This is a genomic window from Stenotrophomonas sp. YJH_SMC_16 (assembly GCF_059367875.1).
In genome coordinates, this window is sequence record NZ_JCAFRH010000002.1 from 576,976 (window position 1) to 592,766 (window position 15,791).

The following is a 15,791-nucleotide window of genomic DNA, read 5'->3' on the forward strand; positions in this document are numbered from 1 at the left end:
CAGCCCCTGATACCGGCCCGTCGATACTCGCGTCATGCCCGCCGTTTCCGCCCGTTCCTGCCGCTTCCAGCCTGCCCGGCGCCTCCCCTGGAGGACCCGCTGATGGGTGCCGTCGTCGCCCTCGACCGGCTGCTTGACGGCCGCCAGCTGTGGCGCGGCCCGGCCCGCCAGGGGCCGGCCAGCGACCATCTGGCCAGCGGTCACCCGGCACTGGATGCGCGCCTGCCCGGCGGCGGCTGGCCCAGCAGCGGGCTATGCGAGGTACTGCAGGCCGCGCCCGGCGTCGGCGAACTGGCTCTGGTCTGGCCAGCGCTGGCGAAGCTGAGCCAGCGCGACCGCCCGATCGTGCTGGTCGCCCCACCCTATCGCCCGCACGCTCCGGCCTGGGCAGCGGCCGGGCTGGATCTGACCCAGCTGCAGATCATCCACGCCGCGCCGAAACAAGCGCTGTGGGCCACCGAGCAGTGCCTGCGCTCGGCCGCCTGTGCAGCAGTGCTGTGCTGGCCACACCAGCCCGATGACCGCTCACTGCGCCGCCTGCAGGTGGCGGCCGACAGCGGCCAGTGCCTGGGCTTCGTGTTCCGCGAGGCGCAGGCAGCACGCAATCCTTCCCCGGCCAGCCTGCGCCTGCAGCTCGACCACGGCCAGGTGCGGGTGCTGAAGTGCCGTGGCGGCCTGCCGCCAGCGCAGCCGTTGCCACTGGCCATCGCCCACTGAGGCCGCGCCATGCACTGGGCCTGCCTGTTGTTGCCGCAGCTGGCGCTGGACAGCGTGCTGCGCCTGCAGCCCGACCCGCAGCGGCCACTGGTGCTGCTGCAGGGGCCGGCACAGCGTCGCGTACTGCGTGCGGTCAGCCCGGCCGCCCGCGCAGCGGGGCTGCGCCCGGGCATGCTGCTGTCGGCTGCGCAGGTACTGGTGCAGGACCTGCATCTGCACGATTACGATCCCAACGCCGAACAGCAGACCCGGCAGCTGCTGGCCAGCTGGGCCTATGCCTACAGCTCGCAGGTCAGCCTCGATTTTCCGCATGCGCTGGTGCTGGAGATCGGTGCCAGCCGTGCCCTGTTCGGCGATTGGCTGACGATCGAACAACGCCTGCGCCACGGCCTGCACGAACTGGGCTTCCGCCATCGCCTGGTCGCCGCCCCCAACCCGCATGCCGCGCGCGTGCTGGCCAATGTGCACGATGGCCTTGGCATCGACGCGCAGCAACTGCCCGCCGCACTGGCGCAGCTGCCACTGGCGCGCAGTGGCCTGCCCGTTGATGCGGTGACCGTACTGGCACGCTCCGGCCTGCGCACGCTGGGCGCGGCCTTCGATCTGCCACGCGAAAGCCTGGCCCGCCGCTTCGCCCCCGAGGTGCTGCAGCAGCTGGATGCCGTGCGCGGCCTGGGCAGCGCGCCGTTGCGCTATTACCAGCCGCCGGACCGGTTCGATGCGCGCATCGAATTCGAATACGAGATCGAATCCAGCCAGGCCCTGCTGTTTCCGCTGCGGCGCCTGCTGCTGGATCTGGCCGCGTTCCTGTGTTCGCGCGATGGTGGCGTGCAGCGTTTCGACCTGCATTTCGAGCACGACATGCTGCCGGCCAGCGTGCTGACCATCGGCCTGCTGGCGCCCGAGCGCGATCCCGCGCTGCTGTTCGAGATCGCACGCAACCGCATGGAAGCGTTTGCCCTGCCGGCCGGCAGCCGCGCACTGCGCCTGCAGGCCGAGCAGCTGCCACCGTTCGTGCCCGCCGCGCGTGACCTGTTCGATACCCGGCCGGCACAGGCGATGCCCTGGAACCAGCTGCGCGAGCGCCTGCGCGCGCGGCTGGGCGATGACGCCGTGCAGCCGCTGGCGGTGCAGGCCGACCATCGCCCCGAACGCGCCAGTGGCATCCAGCCGCCAGCCAAGCCTCCGTCGTACTGGCCACTGCGCCCCGGCTGGCTGCTGGACACGCCGCAACCACTGCGTGATCCGCGGCTGCGCATCGTCACCGGACCGGAGCGGATCGAATCGGGCTGGTGGGACCAGGCCGATGCACGGCGCGACTATTACGTGGTGGAAACTGCTCACGGCCAGCGCGGCTGGGTCTTTCGTGAGCGCAACGACCCGCATGCGCCGTGGATGCTGCACGGCTGGTTCGGCTGAGCCGCCATGCACGACGAACTGCCCGGCTACGCCGAACTGCACTGCCTGTCGGCCTTCAGTTTCCAGCGTGGCGCCTCGATCGCCGAAGAACTGTTCGCGCGCGCCGCCGGCCAAGGCTATCGAGCGTTGGCGATCACCGACGAATGCTCGCTGGCCGGCATCGTACGCGCTTGGCAGGCGGCGAAGACGCATGGCGTGGCGCTGATTGTCGGCGCCGAATTCCAGGTCGAGGATGGGCCGAAACTGGCTCTGCTGTGCACCGACCAGGCCGCCTATACGGGGCTCTGCCAGTTGATCACCACCTGCCGGCGGCGGGCCGCCAAGGGCGAGTACCGCTGCCTGCGCGAGGACCTTCTCGGCCTGCCCGTCGGCCTGCTGTGCCTGTGGCTGGACCGGCAACCGGCCGCCACCGACCTGGAACTGCTGCGCGCCGGCTTCGATGATCGGCTGTGGCTGGCGGTGGAGCTGCACCACGAACACGACGATGCACGCCGCCTGCAACAGCTGCAGTCCTTCGGCGAACGCCATCGCCTGCCGCTGGTGGCCAGTGGTGATGTGCACATGCACGTACGCCGCCGCCGCGCCCTGCAGGACACGCTGACCGCGATCCGCCACCGCTGCAGTGTGGCCGAGGCCGGCTGGCGCCTGTTTCCCAACGGCGAGCGCCACCTGCGCCCGCGCACCGCGCTGGCCCAGCTGTACCCGCCTGAGCTGCTGGTCGAGACCCTGCGCATCGCCGAGCGCTGCCACTTCACCCTGGAACAGCTGCAGTACACCTATCCGCGTGAGCTGGTGCCCGAAGGGCATGATCCGGACAGCTGGCTGCGCGTGCTGGTCGAGCGTGGCATCCCGTGGCGCTGGAAGAACGGCATCCAGCCGGCACAGCGCGAGCAGATCGAACACGAACTTGCGTTGATCAAGCAGAAGAACTACGCCTCCTACTTCCTCACCGTGCAGGACATCGTGCGCTTCGCCCGCAGCCAGGACATCCTCTGCCAGGGGCGCGGCTCGGCGGCCAACTCCGCGGTGTGCTTCGTGCTGGGCGTGACCGAGATCGACCCGGCGCGCAGCAACCTGCTGTTCGAGCGCTTCATCTCCGCCGAGCGCGACGAGCCACCGGATATCGACATCGATTTCGAGCACGAGCGCCGCGAAGAAGTGCTGCAGTACGTGTTCAAGCGCTATGGCCGCGAGCGCGCCGCACTGACCGCAGTAGCAATCAGCTACCGTGGCCGCAGCGCGATCCGCGACGTGGCCCGTGCACTCGGCCTGCCGATGGACCAGGTCAACGAACTGGGCGCGGCGATGGACCACTGGGGCGGCCACGTACCACTGCCGGAGACCCTGCGCGAGCGCGGCTTTGATCCGGAAACACCGCTGATGCGGCGGCTGCTGGCACTGACCACCGAGCTGATCGATTTCCCGCGCCACCTGTCGCAGCACCCGGGCGGCTTCGTGATTTCAGAGCACCCGCTGTCGACGCTGGTACCGGTGGAAAACGCGGCGATGGCCGACCGCACCGTCGTCCAGTGGGACAAGGACGATCTGGATGCCACCGGCCTGATGAAGGTCGACTGCCTGGCGCTGGGCATGCTCACCGCCATCCGTAAATGCCTGGCGATGCTGCAGCAGCACGGCCTGCACAGTGGACGCATGGATGCGATCCCTGCCAAGGATACGAAGACCTACGACATGATCTGCGCCGCCGACACCATCGGCGTGTTCCAGATCGAATCGCGTGCGCAGATGGCGATGCTGCCACGCCTGCAGCCGCGCTGCTTCTACGATCTGGTGATCGAAGTGGCGATCGTGCGCCCCGGCCCGATCCAGGGTGACATGGTGCACCCCTATCTGGAACGGCGGAGGATCCTGCGCGAGCAAGGCCCGGAGGCACTGAACGATCCGGACAATCCGCTCTACCCACCGCAGCTGGAACGCGTGTTCGCGCGTACGCTGGGCGTGCCATTGTTCCAGGAACAGGTGATGCAGCTGGCAGTGGAAGCAGCAGGTTACACACCTGGGCAAGCCGATGCCCTGCGCCGCTCGATGGCGGCATGGAAGCGTCGTGGCGGCCTGGAACCGCATCGGGAGAAGTTGCTGGCCGGCATGTTGAAGAATGGCTTCAGCCGCGACTACGGCGAGCACCTGTTCGAGCAGATCAAGGGCTTCGGTGATTACGGTTTCCCGGAAAGCCATGCTGCCAGCTTCGCCCTGCTGACCTATAACAGCTGCTGGCTGAAGTGCCATCATCCCGCCGCGTTCACCGCCAGCCTGATCAACAGCCAGCCGCTGGGGTTCTACAGCCCCGACCAGCTGCTGCAGGATGCACGCCGCCATGGCATCGGCGTGCTGCCGGTGGACGTGCGCCACAGCGACTGGGACTGCACGCTGGATTTCAGCAAGGGACCGGCGGCGATCCGGCTCGGCCTGCGCCTGATCGATGGCTGCAACGAACCCGTCGTGCAGGCCATCATGCGCGAACGTGCGCAGCGCCCGTTCGACGATGTGGGCGACCTGTGCCAGCGCACCGCACTGGACCGCCGCCAGCAGGGCCTGCTGGCCGATGCCGGTGCACTGCGTGGGCTCAGTGGCCATCGCCATCGTGCACGCTGGGATATCTCCGGCGTGGAAAACCGGCTGCCACTGTTCGACCAGGCCCGCGCCACTGCCGAAGCCCGTGTGCCGTTGCCCCTGCCCAGCGCCTGGGAGGACATGCAGGCCGATTATCGCAGCACCGGCACCACACTTGGCCGCCACCCGATCTCGTTCCTGCGCGCGCAGCTGCGCAGCCGTGGCTGTCTGGACGCTGCACAACTGGCCGGGCATGGCCATGGCCGTCGCGTGCGCATCGCCGGCCTGGTACGCATGCGCCAGCGCCCGCAGACCGCCAGCGGCGTCACCTTCCTCACGCTCGAAGATGAGACCGGCATGGTCAACGCCGTGGTCTGGCGACACCTGGCCGATCGCCAGCACCGGGTGCTGGTCGATACCCAGCTGATGCAGATCGATGGCCGCCTGGAACGCGTCGATGGCGTGCAGCACGTCATCGTGCAGCGCATGCACTGCCTGGATGAACTGCTGCAGGGACTGCGCAGCCACAGCCGCGATTTCCACTGACGATACACAACGTCACACAACGAACTGGCCATTGCCGGTCCGCATCCGCTATCGTCGGCACATCCAAGGAAGGACGACCCGATGCCCCGTGCGCTGCTGCTGACCACCCTGGTGGTCTCGACCCTCGCCCTGCTGGTTTCCGGCTGGACCGCCTGGAGCCTGCATCGCAGCCAATCACCACAGCGCATCATCGAGGCGCGCGGGCTGGTCATCCACGATGCAAGCGGCCAGCCGCGGGTGATCCTCGGCGCACCGGTTCCCGATCCGCTCAGCCAGGGCCGCACCCAGGGGCCGCGTGCCACCGCCCTGTCAGGCCTGATTCTGCTCGGTCCCGATGGTTCCGAACGCGGCGGCTACGGCACCAGCGACCGCGGCGGCGAAGCCCTGCTGACCCTGGACGATGCCACCGGCACCACTGAAGTATTCAAGGTCGTCGCCAACCCGGACCGCGGCGCCAGCCTGATGGTCAAGCACCAGAACAACACCGGCGCCATGCTCACCTCCTGGCAGGGCAAGCCGGAGCTGATGTTCGTCGATGACAGCGGCCAGTCCTACTACGTGCGCCCCGGCGCCAACGCCGCGCCCTGATCTGCTTGTGTAGCGTCGAGCCATGCTCGACTGCTTCTATCAACAGCAGCCGAGCATGGCTCGGCTCTACAAAGGCGAAGCAACGTCGAGCATGGCTCGACGCTACAGAGCGAACACCGCCGCCAGGTCATCCGCCAGCTGCCGCAGCTGCGCTGCCCCCAGCGCAGCGCAGGTGATGCGCAGGCCATGCCCCGGCGCTGCCACCGAGAACACTTCGCCCGCGCGCACATGCCATCCACGCGAAGCCAGGGCCAGCACCTGCGGATGGCTGTCGGCCTGCAACGGCAGCCACAGGTTCAATCCTTCCATCGGCAACGGTGTCGGCAGGCCACGCGCATGCAGCAACTCCTGCAGCGAGCGCAGGCGCTGCTGGTAACGCTCACCTGCCGAAGCGATCTTCGCCCGCTGCGTTGCCGACGACAGCACCGAGGTCGCCGCATCCTGCAGCAGGTGACTGACCCAGCCGGTGCCGGACGCCAATCGCAGCCGCAGCCGCATCGCGGTCTCTTCATCGCAGGCCAGCCAGGCCAGCCGCAGGTCCGGGCCGAGCGGTTTGGACAACGAACGCAGCAGCGCCCAGCGCCGGCCATCCAGCGGCAGCACCGAGTGATAGGCCTGCTGCGAGAGCAGCGCGTAGTGATCGTCGATCAACACCGCCACCTGCGGGTAGGCCGCCAACAACTGCCGCAACGCCCGCGCCCGCTTCGCATCCAGGCTGGCCCCGGTCGGGTTGTGTGCCCGCGGGGTCAGCAACACCGCGCGTGCACCGGCCTCCAGTGCCTGCCGCAGCGAATCGACCTGCATGCCATGCGCGTCCACCGCCACCGGCAACGGCGCGTGGCCCACAGCGTTGAGCACGTTGAGGCTGCCGAGGAAGCACGGATCCTCCACCGCGATGCGATCCCCCGGCAGCAGCCACGCCGACAGCAGGCGTTCGATGCCATCGACCGCGCCATGGGTCAGTTCCAGCGCATAGCCCTCCGGGCAGTCCGCATCCAGCGAGGCGCGTGCCAGCGCCTCCAACCTCGGGTCGACCGTGCCCACGCCATACAGCCGTGGTGCGGCCGGGGCCAGGCGCAGGTTCGGCAGCAGGCGTGGATCCGGGTTGCCACCGGCCAGGTCCTGCAGGGCCAGCCCGGGCGTACTGCCTTCACGCGCCAGCGGCGGCGGCAGGCCACGCACCACCGTGCCGCGGCGGCCCGCCGTGCTGGCCAGGCCCGCCGCATCCAGGCGCTTGTAGGCAGCAGCCACGGTGTTGCGGTTCACTCCCAGCTGCTCGGCCAGTTCACGCACCGGCGGCAACACGCTGCCGGCCGGAAGGCGGCCCTTGCCGATGCCGTCGCGGATGCTGTCGAAGATCGACTCGGCGCTATGCCCGGTGATTTTCATTTTGTCCTATGCCAAAATATCTCTTGTCCTGTGCCAGTGTATCCCACCCTGGCCACCCTGCATTGGAGGTGCCCGCATGCCCCTTGCCGCTGCCGACTGGCCCGTCGCCCAGTCCGTTGAACAGATCGCCGCCAACCTGGTCACGGTGCGCCAACGCATCGCCGATGCCTGCGCCCGCGTCGGCCGGGACCCGGCCAGCGTGCGCCTGCTGCCGGTCAGCAAGACCGTCGATGACGCCCGCATCCGCATGGCGGTAGCCGCAGGCTGCCACGAACTGGGCGAGAACAAGGTGCAGGAGGCACAACGCAAGGCTGAAACGATGGCCGACCTGGGCGTGCACTGGTCGGTGATCGGCCATCTGCAGACCAACAAGGCGCGCTACGTGGCGCGCTTTGCCAGCGAGTTCCAGGCGCTGGACAGCCTGCGCGTAGCCGAGGCCCTGCAGCAGCGCCTGCAACTGGAAGACCGCACGCTGGATGTGTTCGTGCAGGTCAACACCTCGGCCGAACCGAGCAAGTACGGCCTGGAACCCGACGCGGTCGAGGCCTTCGTGCAGCAGCTGCCGGCCTTCGATCACCTGCACGTGCGCGGCCTGATGACCCTGGCCATCTTCACCCCCGATGTCGAGCGCGTGCGCGCCTGCTTCGTGCGCCTGCGCGAACTGCGCGACCAGCTGCAACGCACCGCCCCGCCCGGCCTGGACCTGTCGCAGCTGTCGATGGGCATGTCCGGTGATTTCGAAGTGGCCATCGAGGAAGGTGCCACCGTGGTCCGCGTCGGCCAGGCCATTTTCGGTGCCCGTGCCACCCCGGACAGTTTCTACTGGCCGAACAGCGGAGCACCGGCATGAAGCACGCGGTTGTCCTGCAACACGTTGCCTTTGAAGACCTCGGCACCCTGAAACCGTTGCTGCTGGCGCAGGGCTGGCAGCTGCACGTGCTGCAGGCCGGCGTCGATGTGCTCGATGGCACCGAAACCGCCGATCTGCTGGTCGTGCTGGGCGGTCCCATCAGTGCCAATGACACAGGGACCTATCCCTTCGTCAACGACAGCATTGCCCTGCTGCAGCGCCGGCTGCAGCGGCAGCGGCCGACCCTGGGCATCTGCCTGGGTGCACAGCTGATGGCGCGGGCACTCGGTGCCAGTGTCGCTCCCAGTGGTGGCAAGGAAATCGGCTTTGCGCCACTGCTGCTGACCGATGAAGGCCAGCGTTCTCCGCTGCAGTCCCTGCAGGGCATTCCGGTACTGCATTGGCATGGTGAAGCGTTCGAACTTCCGGCCGGTGCACGCCGCCTGGCCAGCACGCCGGCCTGCCGTCACCAGGCATTCGCCATCGGCAGCCACGCACTGGCCCTGCAATGCCATCCGGAACTGGACGCCCGCCAGTTCGAGCGTTGGCTGATCGGCCACACGCTGGAGCTGGCCCAGACCGGCATCGATCCCAACGACCTTCGCGCGCAGGCGCGTCGCTATGGCGCACCACTGGCTGCGGCCGCCACCGCGATGTTCGACCATTGGCTGCAGGACCTGCCGGAGACACCACAATGAACTACCGATTGCAGATCCACCGCGATGGCGCCCACTGGGGTCACTTCGACTGCAGCGGCCCCGATGCCCTGCAACGCATGGACGCCATCGCCGCACAGCTGCCTGCCGATCAGGGCTTCCAGCTGAAACGGCAGAAAGGGGTCAGCGAAGAGCGCATCCTGTCCAGCAATGCCGATGGCCTGCGCGTACTGGCTTCGCAGATCCAGTACCGCGACATCTGACCCGACGATGGTAGTGCCGGCCGCTGGTCGGCATCCGACGGGAGAACAGGTTTGCCGGCCAGCGGCCGGCACTACCCTGGCTGTTCGCCCGCGTGCGAAGCTTCACGGATGCTGACCCTGCAACGCGGCAGCCACCACGGACTGCTGATCGCCCCGCGCTGGCCCTCCACCCGTATCCAACTGGAAGAAGAGGTACTGCAACGCCTGCTCGACGCGCAGGCAATGCTGCCTGCCGGGCTGCGCCTGCTGCTCACTCGCGGCTTCGAACCCAGCCACAGCCGTATCGGTGGCTTCCGCGGCGTGGTGCGACGGCTCGGCATTGCAGTGTTCCGCACCTGCTACCCGCAGCGCCGCGATGAGATCGATGCCATCTTCGGTGCCAACGGCCACGACATCGATGGCCGTCATATCGATGTCTCACTGGTACTGCACGGCAAGCGGCTGCGGCTGCTGCCTCTGGGCGTATTCACCCCACCGCGCTGGCAGGATCGTCGCGTCGCCCATCATGCCGAAGCGGTCGCGCAGGTGAAGCGCAGCCTGCAGCATTGCGGCTTCGAGCTGCATCGCAACCCCACCGAAGCCCTGCAGATCCACTGCGACTACCGCCCGCGCTGACGCTGCGGTGGCCCATGTGTACTGCGCCTCATGCCATAGATGCAAATGATTCTCTTTTGCTGTAAGGTGCAGCCGCTGCCCTTGCCGCCGCGGGCTGTTCCCTTTCCCAGTTGTCGCCCGCCACGTGTCCACGCCTGTCGAACCGACGGATGTCGCGCAGCTGTGCGCAGCCCATTACCGGCCGCTGCACGCCCATGTCCGCCGCAAACTCCCGCAACGCAGCGACGCTGATGACGTCGTCCAGGAAACCTGGCTGCGTGTCGTCAAAGTCGCCACCAGTGGCCTGCTGGGCAATGGCCGCGCCTATCTGTACCGCGTCGCCCACAACCTGATCGCCGATCACTACCGGCAACGCCAGCGCCGTCGCGAAGAGGTGCTGGATGACACGCAGTTGAATGCCATCGCCGATCCTGCGCCCCTGCCCGAGCAGCGACTGCTCGACGCCGAACAACTGCGCCACCTCGACGCGATCATCGCCGCGCTGCCGCCACGCTCGCGCCAGGTGTTCCTGCTGGCCCGTGTGGAACAGTTGGCGCTGGCCGAGATCGGGCGCCAGCTGGGGATCAGCCGGCAGACCGCGCACGGCCATCTGCTGCGCGCCCTGGTCGCATTGCAGCAGGTGCCGGGCGCATGAGCCAGGAGACCATTACACGCGAAGCTGCACGCTGGTGGCTGGATGCGCACGACGGTGACCGCGATGAGAACGCGTTCGAGCAATGGTGCCGGGCCGATCCACGCCATGCGGCGCAGTACCTGCACCTGCAGGAGTTGTGGCAGGCCGGTGCGGCGACGCCCAGCCTGCAGCGGCAACAGCAGCGCAGGCAACGCCGTCGCCTGCGCGAAGCCGGCATTGCGGTTCTGTTGCTGTGCGCGCTGGGTCTCTACAGCCGCCATGCCTCGCCACCCGTGGCACAGGTACTGCGTACGGCCGCTGGCGAGATCCGCGAGGAAACTCTTCCGGATGGTTCGCATGTCCTGCTGTCACCTGGCAGCGAAGTGAAGGTGCGCATCGATGGGCAGCGCCGCCAGCTCCAGCTGCAGCGCGGCCAGGCCTGGTTCCAGGTCGCCGCCGATGCCGACCGGCCATTCCAGGTGCATACCCCACAGGGCACCGTCACTGCACTGGGGACCGCATTCGATCTTGCCGTGCAGGGCAACAGCAGTGTGGTCACCGTTACCGAGCATCGCGTGCGCGTGGACAGCGGCAACGTCAGCATGCTGGCCGACGACGGCGAGCAGCTGCGCTTCGATGGGCAGGCAACAGCCCATGCAACAACGGCTGCCCCCGGAACATTGGCCTGGCGCGAGCGGCGCCTGCACTGGGTCTCGGCCCCGCTGGCCGACGTCACGCAGGGCCTGGACCGCTGGCATGGCGGGCATACGTGGGTCGTCGGCGAGCAGCTGCGCCAGCAGCCGGTCACCCTGCTCGGCAGTGCCGACGGTGCAGCCAGCAATCGCGACCAGCTGGCCACGCAACTGCAGGTGCGCGTGCTGCGCCTCGGCGCGGGCATACAGGTGTGGCTGCCGCCACGCAGGGAGCAGCGTGATGGACCCTGACATCCGGCCTGCGACTGCGTCTACCCAGGATGACGACGTTCTGCGTCAGCCCCTGGAGCCCCCGATGCTGTGCCCCCGCCCCCTTGTCCTTGCCCTGTCGCTGGCCTGCACCAGCGCCCTTCCGCTGCTGCCCGGCAGTGCCCACGCACAGACCGCCACACGCACCTACGATCTGCCCGCCCAGCCGCTGGCGGCCGCGCTGGACGCCTACAGCCGGCTGACCGGTGTCGACCTGGTGATCGGCGCGGCGCTGCCTGCCGGTCATTCGGCCCCTGCTCTGCGCGGTGACTTCGACGATGCGCAGGCCCTGTCACGCCTGCTGGCAGGCAGCGGCCTGCGACCGCGCTTCGTCGATGCGCGCCGCGCCGCCCTGGAACCGGCGCCGGCTGAACGCATCGATGGCAGCCGTCGCACCGGCCCGCTGCGGGTGCAGGGCACTACCGCGCACGGCCAGGCACCGGGGGCCGGCGCCAGCCAGTATGTACCGGCCATCCGCGATGGCTTTGCGCCCTCGGTCGGCAGCGAGCGCGTGGCGATGGCCGAACGCCAGGAAGGCAACAGCCTGCTGCGCTCGATGCCCGGCACCCACAGCTTCCATTCGCGCAGCCAGCCGGGCCTGCAGGTCAACATCCGCGGCATGACCGGTGCCGGCCGGGTCAACACCATGATCGACGGTGTCACCCAGACCTTCCGCAACAATGCCGGGCATGGTTCGGGCGGTCCGTTCGCCTATGTCGATCCCTTCCTGCTGGCCGGTGTGGACGTGCAGCGCGGTGCGGTCGCTGGCGGTGACGGCGCTGGTACGCTGGCCGGCAGTGCCAACTTCCGCACCCTGGATATCGACGATCTGCTGGGTGAGGGCCGTGACTGGGGCCTGCGCGCCGGCTATCGCCATGGCAACAACGGCTATGGCAGCGGCCGCACCTTCGCCGGTGCATGGCGCCACAGCGAAGAAGGTGGCGACCGTCAGTTCGGCCTGCTGGCCGCCGCCAGCAGCAGCCGCAGCAGCGAATACGCGACCGCGCGTGGGCAGAAGAACAACGCCGACCCCGGCAGCCAGCAGCCCAGCAGCTGGCTGCTGAAAGCACGCCTGCAGCCCAGCGACCAGCATCGGCTGGACCTGAGCCACATGCGTTACGAAAACGACTTCTACCACAACTACCCGTGGCAGATTTCCGCGCGCAACCAGCGCGCCAGCTACCACTACACACCCTATTCGCCATGGATCGACCTGCGCGCGACCTTCGCGAGCAACAAGACCCGGCTGTTCTATCCGCCGGTGGAAGATTCAAGCTACATCGGCCGCCGCACCCACAGCAGCCTGAGCAGCTGGACCCTCGACAACACCAGCCGCTTCGACATCGGCGCACTGCAGGCGCGCTGGAACACCGGCATCAAGCACCAATCGGACATCTACGTCGCCGATACGCCCATCCTGCGCGGTGCCAACCCGCAGGGTCGCAGCCAGTTGGACAGTGTGTTCAGCACGCTGGAGCTTCAGTACGACATCTATGCCCTGACCGCAGGACTGCGCCAGGACCGCTTCGGCATCCGTGGCCATATTCCGGTGTGTTCGGATGTGCCGGGCCAATGCACGGAGATCAATGGCGGCGACATCGGCGTGCGTCGCACTGAGCGTGCACTCAGCCCGAGCCTGGCGGTTTCACTGCAAGCTACCGACTGGCTGCAGCTGTTCGCCGAGGTCTCGCGCACGTCGCGGCCGCCGCGCGTGCAGGAAATGTTCTTCGAGAAGATCCCACTGGAGGACGCCAGCGTCGCCGACGGCATCGGCGCCAATCCGTTCCTGCGCCGCGAGCGCTCGCGCAACCTGCAGTTCGGCGCCAACCTCAGCACCGACTCGCTGCTGGTCGAGGGTGACCTGGCACAACTGCGGGTCACCCGCTTCGACAACCGCATCCGCGACTACATCAAGCCGCAGTACCTGCTGATCGTGCATCCGCCGGAAGTGGAACCGTTCGTGGTGCCGATCGACAGCGATCCGCAGCTCAATGCCTGGACCGATGTGCTGGACGCCGACGACTTCAGCGCCACCACGCGCTGGATGAACCACCCAGGCATCGTGCGCATGCGCGGCATCGAGCTGGAGGCGCACTACGCCAGCGAGCACTACCACGCCACGCTGAGCTGGACCCGCTCGCGTACCAGTGCGCCGGCCATCGAGTTCGTCAACCTGGAAGACATCACCGCGCTGCCCGACCGCTACTGGACGCTGGACGTGGGTGGCCGCTGGTGGCAGCAGCGCGTGCAGGCCGGCCTGCGTGCCGAGTACTCCGGGCCGACCGAGGAAGGCTACGACTTCTTCCAGACCCGCAAGACCGGCGGCACCGGCGTGCTGCTGGACTTCTACGCCAGCTTCAAGCCGCAGGCCAATACAACCCTGTGGCTGAACATCGAAAACCTGCAGAACAAAGCCTATGACAACAATGCCTCGATCGACAGCATCTTCAGCCCGATCCTGGACCGCGGCAACGGCCGTGGCCGCACCGTCTCGATGGGCGTCAATGTGGCGTTCTAGCCGTCGCTGGCTGCCCGTATGCATGCTCGCGCTGGCCACAGTGACCAGCGCGCAGCCGATGCCCGGCACGGTGATCGACCTGGCCAGTGGCCAGCCCCTGGACGAGGCCGCCTTCGTGAAGCGCGCGGCCACAGCCCAACGGATGCTGCTCGGCGAGCGCCATGACCTGGCCGGCGACCACGCCGCCCAGCGCTGGTTGCTGCAGGCCCTGCAACACCAACGCCCGCAGGCTGCCCTGGTACTGGAGATGATCGCCAGTGAGCGCCAGCCACGCCTGCAGCGGGTGCAGCGCTGGCTGGCCAAGGGCAACCACGCCGACGATACGCGCCTGCAGGAGTTGCTTGACTGGGATGCGCGCTGGCCGTGGACGGCCTATGGCGGGCTGGTACAGGACGCCACCGCTGCGGGTACGCCCCTGTTCGGTGGCAACCTGTCACGCGCCGAGGTCAACACACTGCTGGCTTCGACCAAGGCAGTCCGGTTCCCGGTTGCCACTGCACGGCAACGCCTTTCGGCGGTGGTGCTGGCCCAGCATACAGAGGCCGCGCCGATGCTGGACGGCATGCTGGCCGTGCAGCAGGCCCGCGATAGCCGCATGGCGCAGGTGCTGACCCATGCGCCTGCACCGGCGCTGCTGGTTGCCGGCCGCTGGCATGTACTGCGCGGCACCGGCGTGCCTGGCTACCTGCCGCCAGAAGCGCCGTCTCTGGTGATCGCACTTGCGTCACCCGGCGAATCGGTCGACGCCGCCGATGCAGATCTGCTGTGGGTGCTGGACGATGAGTGAGCGCGGCCAACACTGGCAGGCCATCGCGATCACCATCGGCCTTCATCTGCTGCCCTTGCTGCTGCTGGTGCATTGGGTCGCGACGCCACCCATGCTGCCGCCACCGGAACAGGACGTGCGCATCAGCCTGCGCCTGCTGGCACCGGCCGCGCCGCCACAGCCGGTAGAGGAACGCCAGGCCGAGACCCCCAGCCAGGCGCAGCAGGCCCGCGCCTCGCAGCCCACGAAGTCGCCGCCGCCACCCAAGCCTACGGCGGCGCGCGAGGGAGAGCTGGCCGCCAGCGAAACGGGTGGGACGGGCCGCCAGCCACTGCCAGTCGCCCCGCCTGCGGCCGCGACCGATGCAAGTCCCGCACCGGCATCGATCACGGCCGCGCCGCCCGCTCCAGACGCGCCACCGGCAGACTTCCAGGCCGGCGCCGCCAGCGACCAGTGGGAAGCCCGCCTGATGGCGCGGCTGGAGCGTTACCGCTACTACCCTGCCGCCGCGCGCTCGCGCCGGCAGCAGGGCACTGCGTGGGTCAGGGCCAGCATCGACCGCGAAGGTCGCCTGCTGGCGCTGCGGCTGGAGCAGTCCAGTGGCCAGCCGATGCTCGATGACGCCGCGCTGCAGACCTTCCGTCGCGCGCAGCCGCTGCCGCCCATTCCCGATGAACTGAAGGCACCGCAGGAGCGGGTGGTGCCCGTGGAGTACTACCTGCGCTAGGCGGCATAGGCCTCCGCCTCGATCTCGAACAACATGCCGTCCAGCGCCAGCCGCGGCACCGGGATCAGCGTGCAGGTGGGCGCCGCGCGGTTCGGCCAGCGCCGCCGCACCTGATGGGCGATGATGCCCAGCCGGTCCTCGTCGTGGTCGACCACCAGAATACGCAGCCGTACCACGTCGGCCAGGCTTGCCTGCGCCGAGCGCAGCGCAGTCTGCAGGTTGTCCAGCGCCTGCCCGACCTGGTCTTCGAAGCTGGGTGAGAGACGGCCCTCGGCATCTTCACCGCCCTGCCCGGCGATATGGATCACGCGCGCCGGCAACCGCACCACGGCAACGTGTGAGTACCCGTTGGCGGAAGAGTCGTAAAGCCCCGGGGGATTGAACAGTTCCAGCAGGCCATGACTGAGGTCCGGGGTGGTCAGCAGGTTCATGCCGCATGCCTCGTAGGGGATGCGAGACAGTCTGCGACCTCAACTCTGGTTGAGGTCAAACAGATCCGGTGCAACAGACTGGTCTGCCACGCGTAACGATCACGCCGACGTGTAGAGCCGAGCCCGTGCTCGGCTGCGCTGCGCGAATGGCAGCCGAGCA

15 protein-coding genes are annotated in these 15,791 nt (G+C 68.3%); 13 read left to right on the forward strand and 2 right to left on the reverse strand.

Annotation, left to right across the window (positions count from 1 at the left end; translation table 11 throughout):
* Nucleotides 1-102: 102 nt before the first annotated feature.
* From imuA to AC5P6E_RS07335, 4 genes are all read left to right on the forward strand, one after another.
* Nucleotides 103-717 carry a translesion DNA synthesis-associated protein ImuA gene (imuA, locus tag AC5P6E_RS07320; protein ID WP_191863645.1) on the forward strand — a complete coding sequence of 205 codons (615 nt, stop codon included), beginning with the start codon at nucleotides 103-105 and terminating at the stop codon, nucleotides 715-717.
* Between the two features lie 9 nt (nucleotides 718-726).
* Nucleotides 727-2,136, forward strand: coding sequence for a Y-family DNA polymerase (locus AC5P6E_RS07325; RefSeq protein ID WP_329836073.1), 1,410 nt, complete (start codon nucleotides 727-729; stop codon nucleotides 2,134-2,136).
* A gap of 6 nt (nucleotides 2,137-2,142) precedes the next feature.
* A complete protein-coding gene (locus AC5P6E_RS07330) occupies nucleotides 2,143-5,253 on the forward strand; it encodes an error-prone DNA polymerase (protein ID WP_099560285.1) in 3,111 nt (1,036 codons plus the stop codon).
* 81 nt (nucleotides 5,254-5,334) lie between these two features.
* On the forward strand, nucleotides 5,335-5,841 hold the full coding sequence (locus AC5P6E_RS07335; protein WP_019336451.1) for a hypothetical protein: 507 nt from the start codon (nucleotides 5,335-5,337) through the stop codon (nucleotides 5,839-5,841).
* A 102-nt stretch (nucleotides 5,842-5,943) separates the two neighbouring features.
* Here AC5P6E_RS07335 and ptsJ read toward each other — a convergent pair whose 3' ends face one another.
* Nucleotides 5,944-7,230: a MocR-like B6 salvage transcription factor PtsJ gene (gene ptsJ / locus AC5P6E_RS07340; RefSeq protein ID WP_010485015.1), complete on the reverse strand. Its 1,287-nt coding sequence runs from the start codon at nucleotides 7,228-7,230 to the stop codon at nucleotides 5,944-5,946.
* A gap of 76 nt (nucleotides 7,231-7,306) precedes the next feature.
* Between ptsJ and AC5P6E_RS07345 the strand changes: the two genes are divergently transcribed.
* The 9 genes from AC5P6E_RS07345 to AC5P6E_RS07385 all read left to right on the forward strand — a co-directional run bounded on the left by AC5P6E_RS07345 (nucleotide 7,307) and on the right by AC5P6E_RS07385 (nucleotide 15,200).
* Nucleotides 7,307-8,080, forward strand: a complete 774-nt coding sequence (locus AC5P6E_RS07345; RefSeq protein WP_329836069.1) for a YggS family pyridoxal phosphate-dependent enzyme — start codon at nucleotides 7,307-7,309, stop codon at nucleotides 8,078-8,080.
* Nucleotides 8,077-8,778 carry a glutamine amidotransferase gene (locus AC5P6E_RS07350; RefSeq protein ID WP_329836067.1) on the forward strand — a complete coding sequence of 234 codons (702 nt, stop codon included), beginning with the start codon at nucleotides 8,077-8,079 and terminating at the stop codon, nucleotides 8,776-8,778. Before AC5P6E_RS07345 ends, AC5P6E_RS07350 begins: the two co-directional genes overlap by 4 nt.
* Nucleotides 8,775-8,999: a hypothetical protein gene (locus tag AC5P6E_RS07355; protein ID WP_010485009.1), complete on the forward strand. Its 225-nt coding sequence runs from the start codon at nucleotides 8,775-8,777 to the stop codon at nucleotides 8,997-8,999. The genes AC5P6E_RS07350 and AC5P6E_RS07355 overlap by 4 nt, the downstream gene beginning before the upstream one ends.
* 108 nt (nucleotides 9,000-9,107) lie before the next feature.
* Entirely contained in the window at nucleotides 9,108-9,614 is a 507-nt protein-coding gene (locus AC5P6E_RS07360) for a hypothetical protein (RefSeq protein ID WP_043402059.1), read from the forward strand.
* A 124-nt stretch (nucleotides 9,615-9,738) separates the two neighbouring features.
* The gene (locus AC5P6E_RS07365; RefSeq protein ID WP_019336455.1) at nucleotides 9,739-10,248 is read left to right on the forward strand and encodes an RNA polymerase sigma factor; all 510 of its coding nucleotides are present in this window, start codon (nucleotides 9,739-9,741) and stop codon (nucleotides 10,246-10,248) included.
* Nucleotides 10,245-11,171: a FecR family protein gene (locus tag AC5P6E_RS07370; RefSeq protein ID WP_329836062.1), complete on the forward strand. Its 927-nt coding sequence runs from the start codon at nucleotides 10,245-10,247 to the stop codon at nucleotides 11,169-11,171. The genes AC5P6E_RS07365 and AC5P6E_RS07370 overlap by 4 nt, the downstream gene beginning before the upstream one ends.
* 64 nt (nucleotides 11,172-11,235) lie before the next feature.
* Entirely contained in the window at nucleotides 11,236-13,707 is a 2,472-nt protein-coding gene (locus AC5P6E_RS07375) for a TonB-dependent receptor (protein ID WP_329836060.1), read from the forward strand.
* Nucleotides 13,694-14,494 (forward strand): ChaN family lipoprotein, encoded by an 801-nt coding sequence (locus tag AC5P6E_RS07380; protein ID WP_191849583.1) that lies wholly within the window; start codon nucleotides 13,694-13,696, stop codon nucleotides 14,492-14,494. Before AC5P6E_RS07375 ends, AC5P6E_RS07380 begins: the two co-directional genes overlap by 14 nt.
* Nucleotides 14,487-15,200 carry an energy transducer TonB family protein gene (locus AC5P6E_RS07385; RefSeq protein ID WP_329836059.1) on the forward strand — a complete coding sequence of 238 codons (714 nt, stop codon included), beginning with the start codon at nucleotides 14,487-14,489 and terminating at the stop codon, nucleotides 15,198-15,200. Before AC5P6E_RS07380 ends, AC5P6E_RS07385 begins: the two co-directional genes overlap by 8 nt.
* Here the strand turns inward: AC5P6E_RS07385 and AC5P6E_RS07390 are convergent.
* Nucleotides 15,197-15,631 (reverse strand): RidA family protein, encoded by a 435-nt coding sequence (locus AC5P6E_RS07390; RefSeq protein WP_143994892.1) that lies wholly within the window; start codon nucleotides 15,629-15,631, stop codon nucleotides 15,197-15,199. The genes AC5P6E_RS07385 and AC5P6E_RS07390 overlap by 4 nt on opposite strands.
* Nucleotides 15,632-15,791: the final 160 nt, after the last annotated feature.